14 protein-coding genes are annotated in these 16,117 nt (G+C 61.9%); 8 read left to right on the top strand and 6 right to left on the bottom strand.

Annotation, left to right across the window (positions count from 1 at the left end):
- Window positions 1-77: 77 nt before the first annotated feature.
- Window positions 78-560, top strand: a complete 483-nt coding sequence (locus tag GR328_RS18180) for a hypothetical protein (RefSeq protein ID WP_160886253.1) — start codon at window positions 78-80, stop codon at window positions 558-560.
- 986 nt (window positions 561-1,546) lie between these two features.
- Here the strand turns inward: GR328_RS18180 and repC are convergent.
- The 4 genes from repC to GR328_RS18160 all read right to left on the bottom strand — a co-directional run bounded on the left by repC (window position 1,547) and on the right by GR328_RS18160 (window position 5,482).
- Window positions 1,547-2,698 (bottom strand): plasmid replication protein RepC, encoded by a 1,152-nt coding sequence (repC, locus tag GR328_RS18175; protein ID WP_170304139.1) that lies wholly within the window; start codon window positions 2,696-2,698, stop codon window positions 1,547-1,549.
- Window positions 2,699-2,866: 168 nt separating this feature from the next.
- Window positions 2,867-3,883 carry a plasmid partitioning protein RepB gene (repB, locus tag GR328_RS18170; protein ID WP_160886250.1) on the bottom strand — a complete coding sequence of 339 codons (1,017 nt, stop codon included), beginning with the start codon at window positions 3,881-3,883 and terminating at the stop codon, window positions 2,867-2,869.
- Window positions 3,880-5,064, bottom strand: a complete 1,185-nt coding sequence (gene repA / locus GR328_RS18165; RefSeq protein ID WP_160886248.1) for a plasmid partitioning protein RepA — start codon at window positions 5,062-5,064, stop codon at window positions 3,880-3,882. The genes repB and repA overlap by 4 nt, the downstream gene beginning before the upstream one ends.
- A gap of 145 nt (window positions 5,065-5,209) precedes the next feature.
- Complete coding sequence (locus tag GR328_RS18160) at window positions 5,210-5,482, bottom strand: hypothetical protein (protein ID WP_160886246.1); 273 nt, start codon at window positions 5,480-5,482, stop codon at window positions 5,210-5,212.
- Window positions 5,483-8,189: 2,707 nt separating this feature from the next.
- Between GR328_RS18160 and GR328_RS18155 the strand changes: the two genes are divergently transcribed.
- The 4 genes from GR328_RS18155 to GR328_RS18140 all read left to right on the top strand — a co-directional run bounded on the left by GR328_RS18155 (window position 8,190) and on the right by GR328_RS18140 (window position 12,223).
- Window positions 8,190-8,525 (top strand): hypothetical protein, encoded by a 336-nt coding sequence (locus GR328_RS18155; RefSeq protein WP_160886244.1) that lies wholly within the window; start codon window positions 8,190-8,192, stop codon window positions 8,523-8,525.
- A gap of 4 nt (window positions 8,526-8,529) precedes the next feature.
- A complete protein-coding gene (locus GR328_RS18150) occupies window positions 8,530-8,910 on the top strand; it encodes a hypothetical protein (RefSeq protein WP_160886242.1) in 381 nt (126 codons plus the stop codon).
- 286 nt (window positions 8,911-9,196) lie between these two features.
- Window positions 9,197-9,340, top strand: coding sequence for a hypothetical protein (locus GR328_RS18145; RefSeq protein ID WP_160886240.1), 144 nt, complete (start codon window positions 9,197-9,199; stop codon window positions 9,338-9,340).
- 435 nt (window positions 9,341-9,775) lie between these two features.
- Complete coding sequence (locus GR328_RS18140) at window positions 9,776-12,223, top strand: helicase-related protein (RefSeq protein WP_160886239.1); 2,448 nt, start codon at window positions 9,776-9,778, stop codon at window positions 12,221-12,223.
- Window positions 12,224-12,676: 453 nt separating this feature from the next.
- Here the strand turns inward: GR328_RS18140 and GR328_RS18135 are convergent, their stop codons facing one another.
- Window positions 12,677-13,330, bottom strand: a complete 654-nt coding sequence (locus GR328_RS18135; RefSeq protein WP_160886238.1) for a glutathione S-transferase family protein — start codon at window positions 13,328-13,330, stop codon at window positions 12,677-12,679.
- A 100-nt stretch (window positions 13,331-13,430) separates the two neighbouring features.
- Between GR328_RS18135 and GR328_RS18130 the strand changes: the two genes are divergently transcribed.
- Window positions 13,431-13,931 carry a winged helix-turn-helix transcriptional regulator gene (locus tag GR328_RS18130; RefSeq protein ID WP_160886236.1) on the top strand — a complete coding sequence of 167 codons (501 nt, stop codon included), beginning with the start codon at window positions 13,431-13,433 and terminating at the stop codon, window positions 13,929-13,931.
- Window positions 13,932-14,298: 367 nt separating this feature from the next.
- On the opposite strand, the gene GR328_RS18125 is transcribed toward GR328_RS18130, so the two are convergent.
- On the bottom strand, window positions 14,299-14,640 hold the full coding sequence (locus GR328_RS18125) for a winged helix-turn-helix transcriptional regulator (protein WP_160886234.1): 342 nt from the start codon (window positions 14,638-14,640) through the stop codon (window positions 14,299-14,301).
- A gap of 40 nt (window positions 14,641-14,680) precedes the next feature.
- Here GR328_RS18125 and GR328_RS18120 point away from each other — a divergent pair, with 40 nt between their 5' ends.
- Both GR328_RS18120 and GR328_RS18115 read left to right on the top strand, forming a co-directional pair.
- Complete coding sequence (locus tag GR328_RS18120; RefSeq protein WP_343039420.1) at window positions 14,681-15,700, top strand: NAD(P)-dependent oxidoreductase; 1,020 nt, start codon at window positions 14,681-14,683, stop codon at window positions 15,698-15,700.
- Complete coding sequence (locus GR328_RS18115) at window positions 15,693-16,106, top strand: GFA family protein (protein WP_160886230.1); 414 nt, start codon at window positions 15,693-15,695, stop codon at window positions 16,104-16,106. The genes GR328_RS18120 and GR328_RS18115 overlap by 8 nt, the downstream gene beginning before the upstream one ends.
- Window positions 16,107-16,117 lie beyond the last annotated feature (11 nt).

Here is a 16,117-nt window from a genome sequence, read left to right as displayed (position 1 = left end):
TCCATCTCCCTGGAGATGCGGTTGCCCCCTCCTCCCCCGCTCTCGAACCGCTTTTCCAGTCGCTGCTGGAAGTCCTGGTGAACATGGATTTCGAGTACGAGCGGGAGCGGGACAGCCTCAGCGCGAGCCTTGAGGATCCGCACGAATGGGAAAAGGGCTCTGAGGAGGCTCGCGCAACGGCATCGCCAGCGGCGCGCCCCCTGTCTCGAGAAGCTCGTCAAGCGAGAGGATCGTCTCCGAAGCGGATGGCATTGAGGCTCGGGTATTTCCAGGAGGGGCTGCGCACGATGACGGACCAGGAAGTCGAGGTTGTTGCGGAGGAGCTGGCCAAAATCGGTCGATTGTCCTGGTATCCCGGACGCCAGGAAGGGCCTTTCGTGCGGGCGGTCACAACCGTTACCGCGACCGGGCCCGTGCCGCCATTGCGGCTCTTGATCGCTTCCGGGCGTCGCAGCGGCATTTTCGCGGCCGGGACATCCATCGGCGGGTGCCGCAAGGATCCTTTGCGACGCCGCCGTCCCACCAGCCGCCCAATCTCGTCCGAGCCGGAGCAACCGTGATCTGTCGCTCTCCCAGCGACCGAAGGGCCTATACCTGCCGCGTCGTGGAGATTCAGGGCAGCTGCGCTTGTCTGGAGCCGATCCTGAAGACCTGCACGGGATGGATATTCCATCGAATATCTTCAACCCGGTGACGAGCAGGTTTCGGACCAGGAAGACGATTCCCGCTGACAGCCGCTCGGTCTCGGCCGATTTGGTTTTTCACAAAGACGCCGTGCCCGATCCGGTATGATGTTGAATCGAGTGGTTCTCCGGAGCGGAAGTCCGCATCCCCTTGGTTCCTGCGCTCGCCCACTCCACCCTTGAGGTGTCTTGACCCGGTCTCAGAAGGACCAGGCTTTTCCTCCACTCATTGATGGCCGCCTTCCGTCTTTGCCTCCATCCTGCGCAGCATCGGACCAAAAGGGGGAACCCGCTTCCGGGATCGATCCGATGCGTTCTTCATTCCTTGGTGCATCGTCCCAAGCTCGGCCGCGGGCCGGGCTGGGAACGGGCTCTCCAAGCTCAAGACACGCGACGAAAAGCCGAATGCCGGAAGAACAGCATGGTCGGATGCGGGGGCAGGACGGGAAGTGTACATGGAAGGCTCCGGTCGGAATTGCTCGCCGCCCCTGCCAAAGCAGGCGAATGTCACAGCCGTGTGGCGCGTCTGTGTGATTGTTCGCAACGGATCGTAACGGCGACACAGGATCGTTGACCTGTCGATCCCGGTCTTTCGCCCCCTCCCCCACTCCATGGTGAATCCTGAAGATCAGCCTCCTGCCCCAAGCGCCATGTTCGCATCGTACGGCCAAGCCATTGTTTCATTGCAGCTCAGGTTCGCTCCATGTAGCGAAGTCGCTGTTCACTACGGTCTAGCAAACGACCGAGAACGGACAAACCATTCCGCAGACAGGCCCGATCTCGCCCGATCTCGTCTCCGCTCCGATCCTGCACATGCAGTCCCATGTGGATCAAAATTGAGTTGTTCCCGAAATCGGCATGTCTCAGCTCATTCTCTTCCGGCGCATGGTCCGGAGTTCCGCCACGAGATTGAGCCTGCCGGCTTTCACCATGCGGACGAGAGCCCGGAAGTAGCCGCCAGGGTTCCGAATACGGGATCCTCCGGCAGAGACATCGTCGTCGTAGAGCTGGAGGACATAGATGACCGCTGCCGCTGCGCCGACGGGTCCGATTTCCGCGACCGCTTCGCTCCAGGCACTCTCATGCGCCCCAAGAGATGCTCTCAGGTACCGTCCTGCCGCAACGACATCGGCGATGTCCCGGACAGGTCGCCCGTAATCATTGATCGCCGGGCAAGCCTCGACGATCAGAGCTGGCGATAGATGCCCGGCCGCAGGTTCTTTTGGAGGAACGGTTTCAGCTTTCCTGGGAAGGTCTTTTGTACAAGATTCCCTGGAAGATCCGGTATATGTTTCTATGTGGCGGTCAGAGAGTCCGCCATTGCCGGTCTCGTTGAACGCTGCTTCTGCAAGAGTTCTCAAATCCTGCCAATCGCCGAGCAGGCCAGCAGGAAGTCCGGCCGTCGATCGGGGCGGTGTGCGGCCCAGGAGCTCGTTATAGCGCTCCTCGAGGCCGGAACGATCCACCGCCGGGAAATGCTGGGCAAGGGCATTGAGGGCCTCCTCTGTGGCCCTCCGGGCTACGGTTACCTCGTCATAGGACCGCTTGCGGATCTCGCGCATGATCTTCTGTTCGGCCAGCATCGCGGTCCACTCCCCCCGCCTTGCGTAGATCGGCGTCAGATCGAAGCCATAGGCGTCGACGACGTCGCCGGCCGGATTTCGGATCGCGAACCGTTTCCCGTTGGGAGAGTCTTTGGCTATGATCAGCTTGAGATCCGTAAGCTGCGCCAGAATGCGCCGGATCGAGCGGTCCTTGAGCCCCGTACGGCTCGCCAGGTGGGCGTTTGACGGCCACACCAGCAGTTTCTCCCATTCCTGCTCGCCCCAGCAGGCGACGAGCTCTGACAGCACCAGGCGCTGGGCCGGGCGCAAGGCAAGCGCCTTTTCCGCGTCCCGGGCGGCGGCCGAGAGCTCTTTACGCGTGACCGTTCGCCCGGCCTCCAGGGCGAGCTTCTTCGCGGCCAGAGCGGCATGTCTCAGCCGCCGGCCTCCTGTCGATGCGATATGCACCATACCCTCCACTTCGAGGGCAAAGCGGGATCGTTCACCGAACTCGGTGTCTTGACACTCGATTCGTCTGGGTGGATAAGAATGGTGTGACTTATCCTTGCCACCCAGTGGTGAGATCCAAAGGCCTCGAGGTCGCCAAACCTCGGGGCCTTTTGCTTTGCCGCGGTTACATCACGACGTCCCCTCCCCTCTCGCCTTGGCATAGGCCTCGGCCAGAGCCGGAAGTTGTTCGACAAGGTATGCCGCAAAATCCGCGTCGAATCCCTTGTCGACACTGATCTTCAGATCGCGTCCGGTATGATTGACCCTGGCGATCTTCCGACCAGAAGCGGTTGAAATGGTCTGCGTCCCTCTCCGGCCGGATGGAGCGTTCTCGACGGGCGGCTTCCTCGTCGCGGCCGACAGCACGCGGGCGAACCGGCTGTCGCTGTCGAGGCCCGGGAAGTCCGGCTCGGAAATCACCGACTCGACCGCCCGCCTCGCCGGACCGCTGGTCAATGCGTCCGCGAGAGCTATCCAGCGGGCCCTGCCGGCTTTCGGGGCTGGGCCAATGACGCGCGCGATATTCTCGGGAATGGCCTTGGCGACGGCGATGTACCGGCTCAGATCGCCCTTGTCTGTCGACAGCGCCTGCATGATGACGGCGCGGTCGAAATTGAGGGCTTCGAGATGAAGCGCGAAAAAGGCCTTCTCGATGAAGGAGAGATCGCGCCGGTCCAGGTTCTCCTTGCCCTGCGCGACGACGAGTTCCTGATCGGAAAGGTCCCGCACGACGGCCCGGACCTTGATCCCCAGCCGGGTTGCCGCCCTCACGCGCCGGTGGCCGAAGGCGATCTGATAGCGCCCCTTGCCGTCCGGATGCGGGCGCACCAGGATCGGCACCTGCTGGCCGCTTTCCCGGATGCTCTCCGCCAAGGATTCGATGCTCGCATCCGTGGCGTCAGCCATGCGGTCCGATACGAAGGATCCATCGATCAGATCGGTATCGAGCTCGACGATCGCAGAGCCGGCTTCGACCTGATCGCGGATTTCCGTCAGCTGCTGGAGCGAGGCGCCCATGGCTGCAATCGCGCCGCTGCGAATGCGCGGCGGTGACGGCGCCTGAGAAGGCGCGTTGGGAGTTCCCAACTTCTCCGGAGCCTTTACGGGAGCCGAGAAAATGGCATCCATTGCTGTCTTACGGCTCATGCTGCACGCCCCCATGATTTACGGATCATCGCCTCGACCTCGCCATTGACCGCGTCAAGCGCCTCGACCGCCCGATCGTAGGTCTGCCGGTGCATGGATTCCCGTCCGACTTCGTAGAGGGTCTGTTTGGTGAGACCTGCATCCGACACCGCAGATGATTTCACCATCGGATTGGTGAGAACCGCTTCGCCGAAGAGGTTCCGCAACAGAGCGGCAATGCGCGTCTGCGGCCCGTCCTGGGGCTCATAGCGCGTGATCAGGTAGCGCAGCGCGTCGTAGCGGATCTGCCCGCCCGCTCCGCGCACCACCTCCAGAAGATCATCCGTCATGGCGAGGAACTGGGACATGGAGGCCACGTCGAGCATCTGCGGGTGAACCGTGATGAGCAGCGAGGTCGCCGCGCACAAGGCCGAAAGCGTCAGGAACCCGAGCTGCGGAGGGCAGTCGATCACGACCACATCATAGTTGTCGGCGACGGTATCGAGAGTCTTGGCGACGCGCTCGAAGAAGAGTTCATCGCGCTGGCGCGACGTGAGGGCCTTGGGCGTCTCGTGCTCGAACTCCATGAGCTCGAGGTTGCCGGGCACGATATCGAGACCGGTGAAGTAGGTCGGCCTGATGATCTCGGAGAGCGGACGCCGCTCCTCGCCGTAGCGGATCGCGCCATAGAGGGTTTCCCCGGGGCCGACATCGATTTCGGGCTGAACGCCATGCAGGGCCGACAGACTGGCCTGCGGATCGAGATCGACGGCCAGAACGCGGTAGCCCCGGAGAACGAGATACTGGGCGAGATGCGCCGAGGTCGTGGTCTTGCCCGATCCTCCCTTGAAATTGACGACGGAGATCACCTGAAGGTGCTCGCCGTTCTGGCGGCGCGGTGAGAACTTACGCCCCGATTTGGTGGTCTCGTCGAAGAACTCGCGCAACGCGTGAATGTCGGCGAGCGAATAGGATCGCCGCCCGTATTGCGTGACCTCGGGTTGCGGCCCCTGCCCCTCGATGGAGAGCTGGCGAAGCCTGCTGTCGGAGACGCCGAGGATCTTCGCGGCCTCACCGGAGGAAAACCGACGCAGAACTTTCTCGGCGCTGGGAGGGTAAAAGGCCGCTGCCATCGCTTGCAGTTGCGAGCGCAGGATCGCAGCGTGCTCGCCAATGGCTGAGCCCGGTTCGGAGGACGGCATTGCAGCGTCTAGTCGTGCAGCTTGCTGTTTCACGGCGGTCCTTTCGTTTACGGCAAATCGACAGATACAGGTCTATTACCGTAAAGGTAAATGGATTCTTCGATTCGGCCTGAGAGTCGAGTCGGTTGGGAGGTCCCAACTCTATTTATTTGTTGAGAACCAAGGCCCATCGACAGCTCGAAGCCGTTGCCGCTGTGCCGATTCCATCTTTGCATTGGATCAGATTCGCTGCGTGGGCGACATTGCCTGCTTGCTGGAACACGCAATCCGTCGCCTGATTCTCCATCAGCGGGGGGCGGCCGTGAACATGGTCCGGTTCTCCGCCCTGCCGATCGAGGAAAGCATTTCCGGCGACGTTGCGCTGGTCCATGAACGGGGCTGTGTCGGCGCGCCCGGCCGCCGGAAGATCGAGCTGCATGGGGGGCCCGGGCGCTGCGGATAACGGCCTGGAACGGGCAGTCGAATCGATTGGGGCGTTGGGAAATCCCAACCCGCAGGCGGCTGGGGAGGTCCTCGTCCTGATGCGGCGCATGGGCAGCCGACCACGTTGCGGTGAAGCGCACGGGAGCGCCCGCGACCGACGCCCAGACCGAACCATGACCAAGCTCGTGACAAGTGTGCCGGCTGCATCGCGCCGAGTGCCTTTGATCGCGCCGACTGCTGCAGATCCAAGCAGCCGTTGGCGGCTCGCGTCGATCGTGGCGAAAGAGGTTCAGGCCGGCGCTCGTCTCGGATCCTCCAGTGCGCAGGCACCCTGTCGCCGCAGGAGTGCCGGGGGCGGGGAGGCTGGCGATGAGGCCTGAGCAGGCCGCCCGCTTTTGCCCGCCGAGCCGGACGGATCGAAAAGGGGGTGCGCGCCTCCAATGACGTGGGCCGTAGCTGGAGTTGGCAGCTCCCAACTGGCGCAGTGCAGGGCGCCACCGGGTGGTCGCCCAGGCTTATCGAGTCTCCTTGCCGAAACCATTCTTCCTGTCCGCCCTCGGCGATGGTTGGACCCAAGCAGGTCCAGCGGATCGTACGATACGCGGCCTCATGAACCGGTGCGCCGTTCCAAGAGCCGGAAGCGCCAGGGGTGATCCCGGCCTGCGGATCCATAAACCGCTCAGCCACCGATCCAGAGTCCGGCCGATCTTCTTTGCGGTGGGGTTGCCAGCGCAGCCCGTATAAGCGCCCCTGCGCGATAGGAGCAGCCGTGCCAGCCTCGCTTTGCGCGGCGTGGGACGTTCGAGCCTTTGCCCTCTCGTGGCAGGCTTGCGAGCCGGGCGCCGCCTCTGCGCGGGGGGCTGAAGGCTGAGGTCTAAGATTCCAGCAGGTGTCTGCATCGTTCGATTCGTGCTGGACGGGAGCTTCGGTGGGTGCAGGATATCAGGATGCCTCGCCGCAGAGCCGGTGGGACGGCGGTGCAAGGTGTCGGAGCAGGGGGCTCGGGCCGATGATGGGCGCCGCTTTTCACGTGAGAAACGCTTGCCTCCGCGTGAGGGAGGTCCGGCCCAAGAAGGGCTCGATCATGAGCCGCCGAACTCCTGCATGGATCTGTGGCGCCACAATCACCGTGTGGCTCCGGATGAGGGGCGTCCCGTGTTCCCCCGCCTTCAACGAGGTCAGAAAGGGGCGGGGAGCAGGATTCCCGCCACACCAGGGCAAGTGGCCGCAAGCCGGCTGGCGCATGGCCGGATTCCATCTGTCATATAGCAGCCGAGGTGGGCCGGGGGCAGAGGTCTGGGCAAGGGGGCTATAGCGCATCGGCGCCGGGTTGCGGGAGCTTTCTGGGGGGCTAGGGATCAGATGCGCACTTGGCGCGCGGAGAGGCCAAGGCTAGGAGCGCCCTGCTCATGGCATGATCGCCGCCGCCGATGGGCTATAGAATGTCTCCCTGCCGTGCCCTGATCCTTTCGCGGTCGGCGATGCCGGCCGACAGGCGATAAGGCGAGTTTCTACGGGTGCGTCGACACGGTGCATCCGCATCCACATGTTCTGCCGAACTGCTTCGCGTCAGAAGAGGCGGGTATCGGCGGCATGATCCGGGCTTGCCGTCAGGGGGCAATCCTGCCGCGTCCTGACCGATGGGCCTCCGTCATGAGGACATCCCGGTCATTTGCCGGGGAGCCGGAAAGAAGCTGGTCCGCCATGGTCCGCCAAACGACATGGGCCACATCCCGCTCCAGCCCGTGACGTCCAGCGACTGTCCGCTCTCCCTTTTCGCGCAACGTTGTCCCGAGGTGGCTATCGTCGTATTCGGGGGCTGCCGGCATCCATCTGCCCGCGCCAGCCTTCATTCCATCAAGATTGGCCTTCTCGCGAGCACGATGGTCGTTGAGATGACATGCGCCCGGCGCTCACGCATTCCGGATCTCGCACGCTCCCTGCCTCAAGCCTCGGCGGCTCTCGATATCTGCTTCGTCAGGTGAGCGAGGCGCGCTCGAGCGGCATTCCGGCATAGGCGAGGCTGAAAAATGCTCTGCAGTATCGAAGCTCCGCTCGGGTCCTTCTGGGCCCGCAGCAATCTTTGACGTTTAACCATCCGTGAACGGATGACCCGCCGAACGAAGCAGCCGATCGAGACCTTCATAATCAGGACTTTTCCTCCCCAACCATCAAACATGTCGTGCAGGACTGAACAGGCTTGAGCCCGCTGGAGCCATGCTCCTGACGGAATTCGGCAGCGTCGACACCGCAGCCTTTCCCAATGTGGGCCTCCGCCTGGCTTGCTCCTGTACACACGGGCGCTGACGACCGGCATATTCACGTGGACGAGAGGGCATGACCACGCTCTCGAAGCCCGTGAGGATCCTTCGGCGACTTTCACGTCATGCGAGCAAACGGTCGTTTGCAAACAATCGGCAAGGGATTTTGTTAAGCACCCAAAGAAGGCAAGCCTCCCTCAGGCCCGCTGAAATGGTTTGAAACACAGGATTCTGAGGCCTTTCAGCCACCTGATGACCTGCCTGAGCGACCGTGATGGCACCTCAGATGAAGTGGCTCGTGCGGCAGCCCGGTAAAACAGCGTGCAAACGTCCGTCAGACCGTAGCCAGCCGCTATTTAGCTTCTTCTGTTTCAGTCCTGGCGGTCTACCTCAAGAACTTAGCAGTTCATCAAAGGGTAGCCTTTGGGGCAAGCAGGGCAGATGAGGGACAATTTGGATCACGAGGTTGGCGAGCGGCGGGATTTTCGGCTGACCCAGGTCAAGTCCAAGCCCCTGACTCACATCGCGGGATTTGGCTATCGCGCATTGGGCCGTGTCGGGCAGGCCTTGCTCGCGCTCAACCGGCGTTATCTGATTAACGAAAAGGGGACATTGATCGAAGCTGCCGAAATCCCCGACGCCGTTGATGGATTGGTGGACCGGACCGATACCGTTTGGGCGGCTCTCGGGAAATTTCGGGTTTGCAGCCGCCCTAGGGACCTTGAGCGCGCTCGACGGCGAATTGCGAACCTCGGTCCCGGCGAGCGGTTGAGGTGACCCAATGGCGAAACTAACGTTCACGATCTCTGCCCTGTACCTTGCCACCGTCGGCTTGGCGCTGATGTTCTTCCCGTTGCAATTCGGGACGGGCGCGGTGCCGAAGGATGCTGCGCCCGAGCTGCTTGCGCTCCTGCGTTTGCTAGGTGGACCGTTTCTCGGGATAGCCGTGCTGAACTGGCTGTCGAGGGATGTCGAGGCATCGGCGCACCGCCCGGTTGTGCTTGCGAATATTGTGGGATTCGGAACCGTGGCAGCCAATGACATCTGGGGCGTTGCGAGCGGCGAAGCGCGGGATATCGCTAAGATATTTCTGGTTGTCCATCTGCTTTTCACCTTCGCTTTCCTGGCGAGCGCCTGTTCCAGGCAGCACGTCCATCGGTAAGCAGACGTGCTGTAATGAGCGAACATGGGAGCACAAGGATCTGAGGGGCAGTCGGAAATGGAGCGGTGTTCAGAAGATGGCTCTCCCCACACGAGGACTGCCGACCCAGTGAGCGCTGCGCCGTCCCGCATCAGGGCCTCATGCGGCAGTCCGCGCTTGTCAAGCCGCCCCTCCAGCCCTGGCTCGACTTGATGTTTTGAAAGCGACGTTATCCCGGAAATGAAGAGCCGAGCTCTGCATTATGAGGGTGGCACGGAGAGTGTGCCGAACCTCATAAGGTTTCGCCATGACCATGCCGGAGATCACCAATAAGCTGAAATACAACCTCTCGGATGCGCTCAAGCGTGTGGCCGGCACGCTGTCGTTCCGCAGGGAAGGGCAGGGTGGCCCATCGTCCGCAGCGAGCAACCGATCCGGCTTGAAAAAGTAAGCCGGTACGGAGGCGCCCAAGCGAGCGCTCCACCGTTCTCAGGTCTCCGCAACGCAACGATGTGGGGAAGATTGTGCCGAAATCCTCGCGGCTGCACGTGACGCCCTGGCGCAACCTGCAGAGGTGACGGCTTTGCTTTAGAACAGATAGTAAGAATAAGATCCGACGGCAACGGCAGACCCCTTGATATTGGTGTCCGCCATCGACATATGAAATCAAGGAAAAACCTGACAGCTCAAGACATAAACCTCGAGATCCATGCTAGGTCAGGAGCGTTTCCGAAAGCTCCGGGCACCATCGCCCGACACTGCCCCCTGAAAAACAATTGCGCTCTTCCGGAGTTGAACTCCGGCATATGGCCGCTGCTGCGGTAGAAGGCGCCCGTTCAACGAGTGTGGAGCAACGGCAAACGTACTCTGCCCTGCGGAATTATGAATGTCCAAGAAATCGAAAGCCTTCGTCAGCATCAATCACCTGCCCGGAATCCTGCTTGCCAGCGCGGCCGAGTGCGAGCGCTGGATCGAGGCCGGGCTGATCCCTGTTGCCGAGTACAGGACGTTCCAGAAGCGCGGGCGCGTTGTTGAAGCTCCCATGTTCGATGCGGAAACCGTGGCTCAACTGGCGGCCGAGGTCCCGGCGTGGAGAATGCAGGGGGAGAGTGGCGATGCCGAGACACATGCGCGCTCCAATCCCAAGGGAGCCGATAACCCTACAGTTCAGCCGATTGATGATGCGGCCCATCGCCGGCGGCAGAGCATCCTCGCCCCTGTCCGGAAGAACACGGGCATCTATGTGGCGGAGGATATCCGCAAGATCGAAAGCGGCCGGTGGAAGCCAGAGCGCGTCTTTGCCGGTTACCGGGCGGTGTTCAGCCAGCCGATGCAGATCCTGCCGGACGGCGGCTCCACGGACATCGTCATCGAGTTCGCCTTTGCCGAGCCCCTGGACGTAGCGGCCGTTGTCCTGGATCCGGCCCGCGTCGAGCGGGCTGCGATTGCCGCTGCATCTGATACCCTCAAGGCTAGGCTGATCGAGCTGCGGGATGCCACCTTCGCAATCTGCGAGGCGGAGCTGGCAAGCTGGCGCGATGAGCTTGAGACCTATCTTGCCGCTTATGAAGATGCCGGAGAGCGTCAGGCCATCCTGGACGGCATCCAGGCTGCAATCGAGAAGCTCGACCGGATCCATGCCTCTGACAAGGGCGGCCCAGCCGGTGCCGGGCGCAGGCTTCGGCAGAAGCTCGATGATCTCCGCTCCAAGGCCGCCGCCAGACGGCTCCGGCACCTGCGCGAGGCGCAGATCCGCGAGGCCTCCGGCTATGAGCGCTATGCCGGGATCTTTCCCGTGGCTCGCTCCCTGGACCGCAGGTTTCTGTTCCTGGCCGGACCGACCAATTCCGGCAAGACCTATGAGGCCCTGAAATTCGCCGGCGGCGCCAAGACGGCCGAGATCCTGTCCCCCTTACGTCTCCTCGCGCTGGAGCATTACGAGCGCATGAGCGAGGAGGGCATGGCCGCCGGCATGGTGACAGGCGAGGAGCGAGTTCTGCCCGAAGGTGTGACGCATATCGCTCGCACCATCGAGACGCTGGATCTGCACCGGGTGGTTGATGTCTGCGTGATCGACGAGGTCCAGATGCTGGGCGACCCGAACCGGGGCTGGGCATGGACGCAGGCCATGATCGGAGCTCCCGCGCGCTTGGTAGTTCTGACCGGCGCACCGGAGGCGATCCCGCTGGTCGAGCACCTGCTCGCGATGACTGGTGAACCTCTGGAGGTGAAGATCCTTAAGCGAAAGGGCAAGCTGCGTGTCGAAGGCGTTCCGGCCAATCTCAAGAAGCTTTCCCGCGGCGATGCGGTTGTGGCCTTCACCCGCAAGAATGTTCACGATCTCCGGGCGCAACTGGTGCAGGCAGGGCGCACGGTTGCTACCGTTTATGGCGCCCTCGGACCGGAAGTCCGCAGAGCCGAAGCGGCGCGCTTCCGCAACGGCGAGGCTGAAATCCTCGTGGCGACGGATGCCATTGGCATGGGCCTGAACATCGGCCCGTTGCGCCGCGTCGTGTTCTCCACCTTGCGCAAGTTCGACGGCTTGCGCGAGCGGCAGCTCACGGCCATGGAGATCAAGCAGATCGCCGGCCGGGCAGGGCGCTTCGGTCACCATGACGAAGGGCTTGTGACGGCCCTGCCGGAAGCGGGAGGGTATGCGCAGGTCGAGACCATCATTGGAAACGCCCTGAAGGGCGATGCCGGCAAGCTGCGAGGCAAGGCCTATGTCCGCCCCAACCAGGAGACGGTTTTGTCCGCAAGCGAAGTGCTACAGACCGACCGGCTCGGTCGTGTTCTCCGGCACCTGAACGATACCCTGGTTGCCGGCCATCCGGATCTTCGCATGGCTGACATGGAGGAGATGATTGAACTGGCGACGCTCCTCGACACCGTGGATCTGCCGATCCTTGACCGCCTATCGTACTCAATGGCGCCCGTCGATGGACGGGAGCAAATGGCGGTCGAACTGCTGCTCGACTGGGCTCGGCAGCACGCGCGCGACGGGCGCGTCCAGGCGCCGGACTTCGGCGTCAACACCGACCTTCTGAAGCTGGAAGCACGGGTGAAGATCGCCACCAGTTGGCTCTGGCTGGCGCAGCGTCATCCGGGTGTGTTCGAGGATATGGGGGCAGTCGTGGACCTCCGGGCAAATCTCAATGCGAAAATCGAGGAGAAGCTCGTTGCCAGCTCTGTGTCCCAGCGCAGGAGCCCCGAAGAGAGGTCACGACGGGACAGAAGCGCGAAGCCGCAGCGGCCGGGGAAAAAGCGGCGGAGCTGGATGGATGCGGATGCAGGCAACGTGAAACAGCATCGTGTCCGCGGGCGGCCGTCCTAAGCTGCAAGCTCCTGCTCTACGAGTGCGGCCCAAAACGCGACGCCTGTGCGAATCGCATCTTGGTTGAAGGATCTCCGCTCCTTACCGTCCGCCTTAAACGGTGTTCATCATGGCATCGTCGGGAGCGGGAGCCATCCACCCCATCGTTGAGAGATCTTGTTCCGGTCCCTGTCCTGTAGCCGGAAAGCCCTGCCGGTCCGTTGGTTGGGCTGCTGATTCACTCCCGCGCCTCAGACCAGACCTGCAAGCTGCGGCCGCTGACCAGAGAGCCGAGAGAGCATATGCCTTTTATCAGAGGGTCCTGGGTTCGAGTCCCAGCGCGCTCACCAACAACATCAAAGGGTTACCGGCATCTGCCCTTCGTCTGACTCGCAGCGTAGCCGCAGTGCTGTCACAGAATGGCCCGTGAACTTCCCTTGGCATCTGTGGTCGGATAGGAGTGCATAATCCCGTTCAATCCTGATCAGGGGCGCCAAGTGGAAAGAGATGGCGATACGGCCGTGCCTCGTCCACAGCCCGTGCGAATGACGGCCGCACCAGCAATCGGCTGCGATAGGCCCGCACATTGCCAAACGCCCCGCTGACCGGGTGCACCCAGTCAGCGTAGAAGAGAGAGGGGGCTGCCGCACAATCGGCGAGGCTGAAAGCCTCACCTGTCGCCCATTCTCGGCCATCAACGACCTTATTCAGCCAGTCATAGGATCTATCGAGCATCTCCCGGGCCTCAGCCACGCCCTGTGGATCTCGCGCCTCCGCGGATCGCAGGCTGTCAGATACAACCTTCTGCACCGGTGCCATGATGTAGTTGTCGAAGAAGCGGTCCATCATTCGCACGTCGAGAGCGGCTCGGGCGTCCTCAGGAACGAGGCGCATCAATCCTGGGTGATGGAGGTCCAAATGCTCGATAATGATGCTCGTCTCGACGATTGTGCAGCCGTCGTCCACCAAGACCGGAAACCGCTTGATCGGCCAGAGCGCTGCCAATTCCGAGTTCGTCTGCTCGTCGTCGAGCATCCGGTATTCGAATGGGGTGCCATTCTCGTAGAGCGCAATCAGTGCCTTCTGACAGTAAGACGAAAAGGGGTGGGCATAGAGCGTCAATGTCATCGTCACCTCACGCGCGGAGTCTCTGGTTTCAAAATGCAACTGGTTGATTGGTAGCTCGACTGATCCTATTTTGCAAGCAGTCTCTGATGAGGACCTCGCCATGGACGATGCGCACCGCTCCAGTTGCCCGATCAACCTGACACTCGAGGTTCTGGGCGACCGATGGAGCCTGATCGTTATCCGAGACATCATGTTCGGGAATCGGCGCCATTTCCGCGAGTTGCTGAACCGCTCAGAGGAGGGAATCGCATCCAATATTCTGGCCGCTCGGCTCAAGCGGCTGATGGAGGCCGGACTGCTCACGAAAGGTGATGATCCCAGCCATCAGCAGAAGGCCATCTATAGCTTGACCGAGCCTGCCATTCAGCTCGTGCCCCTGCTCGTGCAGATGGGGACCTGGGGGCGGCGTCACAGGCCTGTCTCGGAGGAGCTGTCGATCCGCGCGCAGTTGCTGGAGGAAGGCGGTCCGTCGCTGTGGGATGCGTTCATGGCGGAGCTCCGTGCGCTGCATCTCGGCGCGCCTGCTCCGAAGCGCTCAGTGCTGTATGAGCTTCAGGCCGCATACGAGAAGGTCGCTGCGCAAAGGAAGGCTGCTCGCTAAGCGTTCGTCATCCTAAGCAGCCATGCCATATAGCCTTCTGCGAGATTCCACATCTGAGTCGGGAAGGTCTGTTAACGACACGATGGGGAGGTAAGCCGAGGAACCGCTTTCCTATGGCAGGCGGACCCTCAGACAGCTACACGTCAGGGCCCATCTTGACCGATGGCTGTGTCAAAACTCGAACAGGCTCGGCCGTGACGAATGATTTGTACAAGTTCGTGCACCTGTACCGGAGATTTCCCGGTCTTCCTGGGTTTACAGGAAATCAAGTTGCTCCACAGAGCAGCCCATTCGCGTTTTGACACAGGCTCGACCCAAAGATGACCTTCGTTGACGCGGGGGCACTCAGTCCCTCCCTTCTTGTTCCTCACGCAGCCGCGCTCCGGTGCGACTTCCAGGCCTCGTGCTGCTTCCCCCATTTCGACATCGCGGTTACCGCTTCGTTCAGGCTCAGGCCCAACGGCGTAATAGAATATTCCACTCGCGGGGGCACTTCCGCGTAATCATGACGGGCGATCAAGCCATCCGCCTCCATCTGGCGCAACTGTTGGGTGAGCACCTTCTCGCTGACGCCAGGCAAGAGCCGGCGCAACTCCGCGAACCGGTGCGGCCGCAGATGCAATTCCCATAGCAGTGAGATTTTCCACTTGCCCCCGATCGCCTGGAGAGCGGCCGCAAAACCGCAATTATCTGGCTCCTTGCTCCGCATGCGATAGCTCCTGTCTAAGTTCAGGGTAGCTTACCTGAAGGTGCGTACTTCAAAACAATCCGGGAACATATATCTTCGAATCCGGCCGGCCAAACCGAAACTGTTTCTGTCGAAGCGATCTTCAACAATCGGAGAAATTGCCATGAAAACGGCAGTCTGCGTTCTTGGCGCGGGCCGGATGGGCTCGTCTATTGCCCGGACTTTTCTGAGCCGCGGCTATGAGACATGGGTGTGGAACCGCACCCCGGCGAAGTGTGAGCCGCTGGCGCCGCAGGGGGCGCAGATAGCCCCTTCTGTGGCAGATGGAATCCAGGCGGCGGACGTCGTCATCATTAACGTCATTGATTATGCTGCCAGCGCGACATTGCTGAAGCACGATAGCCTCCACTCCGTTTTGCCTGGCAAAACGGTCGTGCAGCTCACCTCGGGTTCGCCGCGCCTAGCGAGGGAGGAGGCCGCCTGGGTGGAAGCGCATGGGGCCTCCTACTTGGATGGGGCGATCATGGCGACACCCGACTTTATCGGCAGGCCCGAGGCGGCTTTACTCTATTCAGGGCCACGAAAGGTGTTCGAGGAGCACAGGGGCCTGCTGTCTGCTCTCGGTGGAGGCACGACCTACGTTGGGGACGTTCCGGGCCAAGCCTCCGCGCTCGATACCGCTCTGCTGACCCAGATGTGGGGTGGGCTCTTCGGCGCCCTTCAAGGCATGGCTGTCGTTGAGGCGGAGAACCTCAATCTTGAGATATTCCGGAACCAACTTACCGCGTTCAAGCCGGTCGTCGATGCTGCGCTCTACAATCTGATCGATCGGACCAGAGCTCAGCGCTTTTCCGGTGACGAGACCACCCTGGCATCGCTGGGCGCCCACTACAGTGCTTTTCAACATCTGCTCGAAGCCTGTGAGGAGCAGGGCCTTGACGCGTCTCTCCCCCAGGCCATGGATAGGTTCTTCCGTCAGGGGCTCTCCCAAGGAGGCCCGGAGAGTGATCTTGCCGCGCTGGCCCCGTTGTTCCGGAAGGGCCACACCGTCGCTCTGCCCGCGGGACTCGCCAATGTATGACGCACGACAGACACGAGTGGCGGCCTGCTCCTGCCGGAGCGTCGAACTGGTCCTCGCGGGCGAGCCCCGGCGCGTCTATGCATGCAGTTGCCTGGAGTGCCAGCGCTGCACCGGATCGGCGTTCTCATACCGGGCGATCTATCCGGATGCAGCCATCCTCAGTCAAAAGGGAGAAGCGCGATCCTGGCGGCGAAGCGGCTCATCCGGAAAATGGCTTGAGCAACATTTCTGTCCCACGTGCGGATCGGTCGTGTTCATGCGGGCAGAAGCCCTGAAAGACGCGCTTTCCGTGTCGGCGGGCTGTCTGGAGGATGAGCAGCTTCCTGCACCACAAGTTCTCCACTGGCCCGAAAGGAAGCACCGGTGGCTGTGTCTGGAAGGCATCCCTGACGCCAGTTCTGCGTGAGAACCTATCAA

It is taken from the genome of Microvirga makkahensis (assembly GCF_009830105.1).
Lineage (GTDB): Bacteria > Pseudomonadota > Alphaproteobacteria > Rhizobiales > Beijerinckiaceae > Microvirga > Microvirga makkahensis.
Note: the sequence above shows the minus strand (reverse complement) of the source record. Positions and strands in the feature narration are given on the sequence as shown.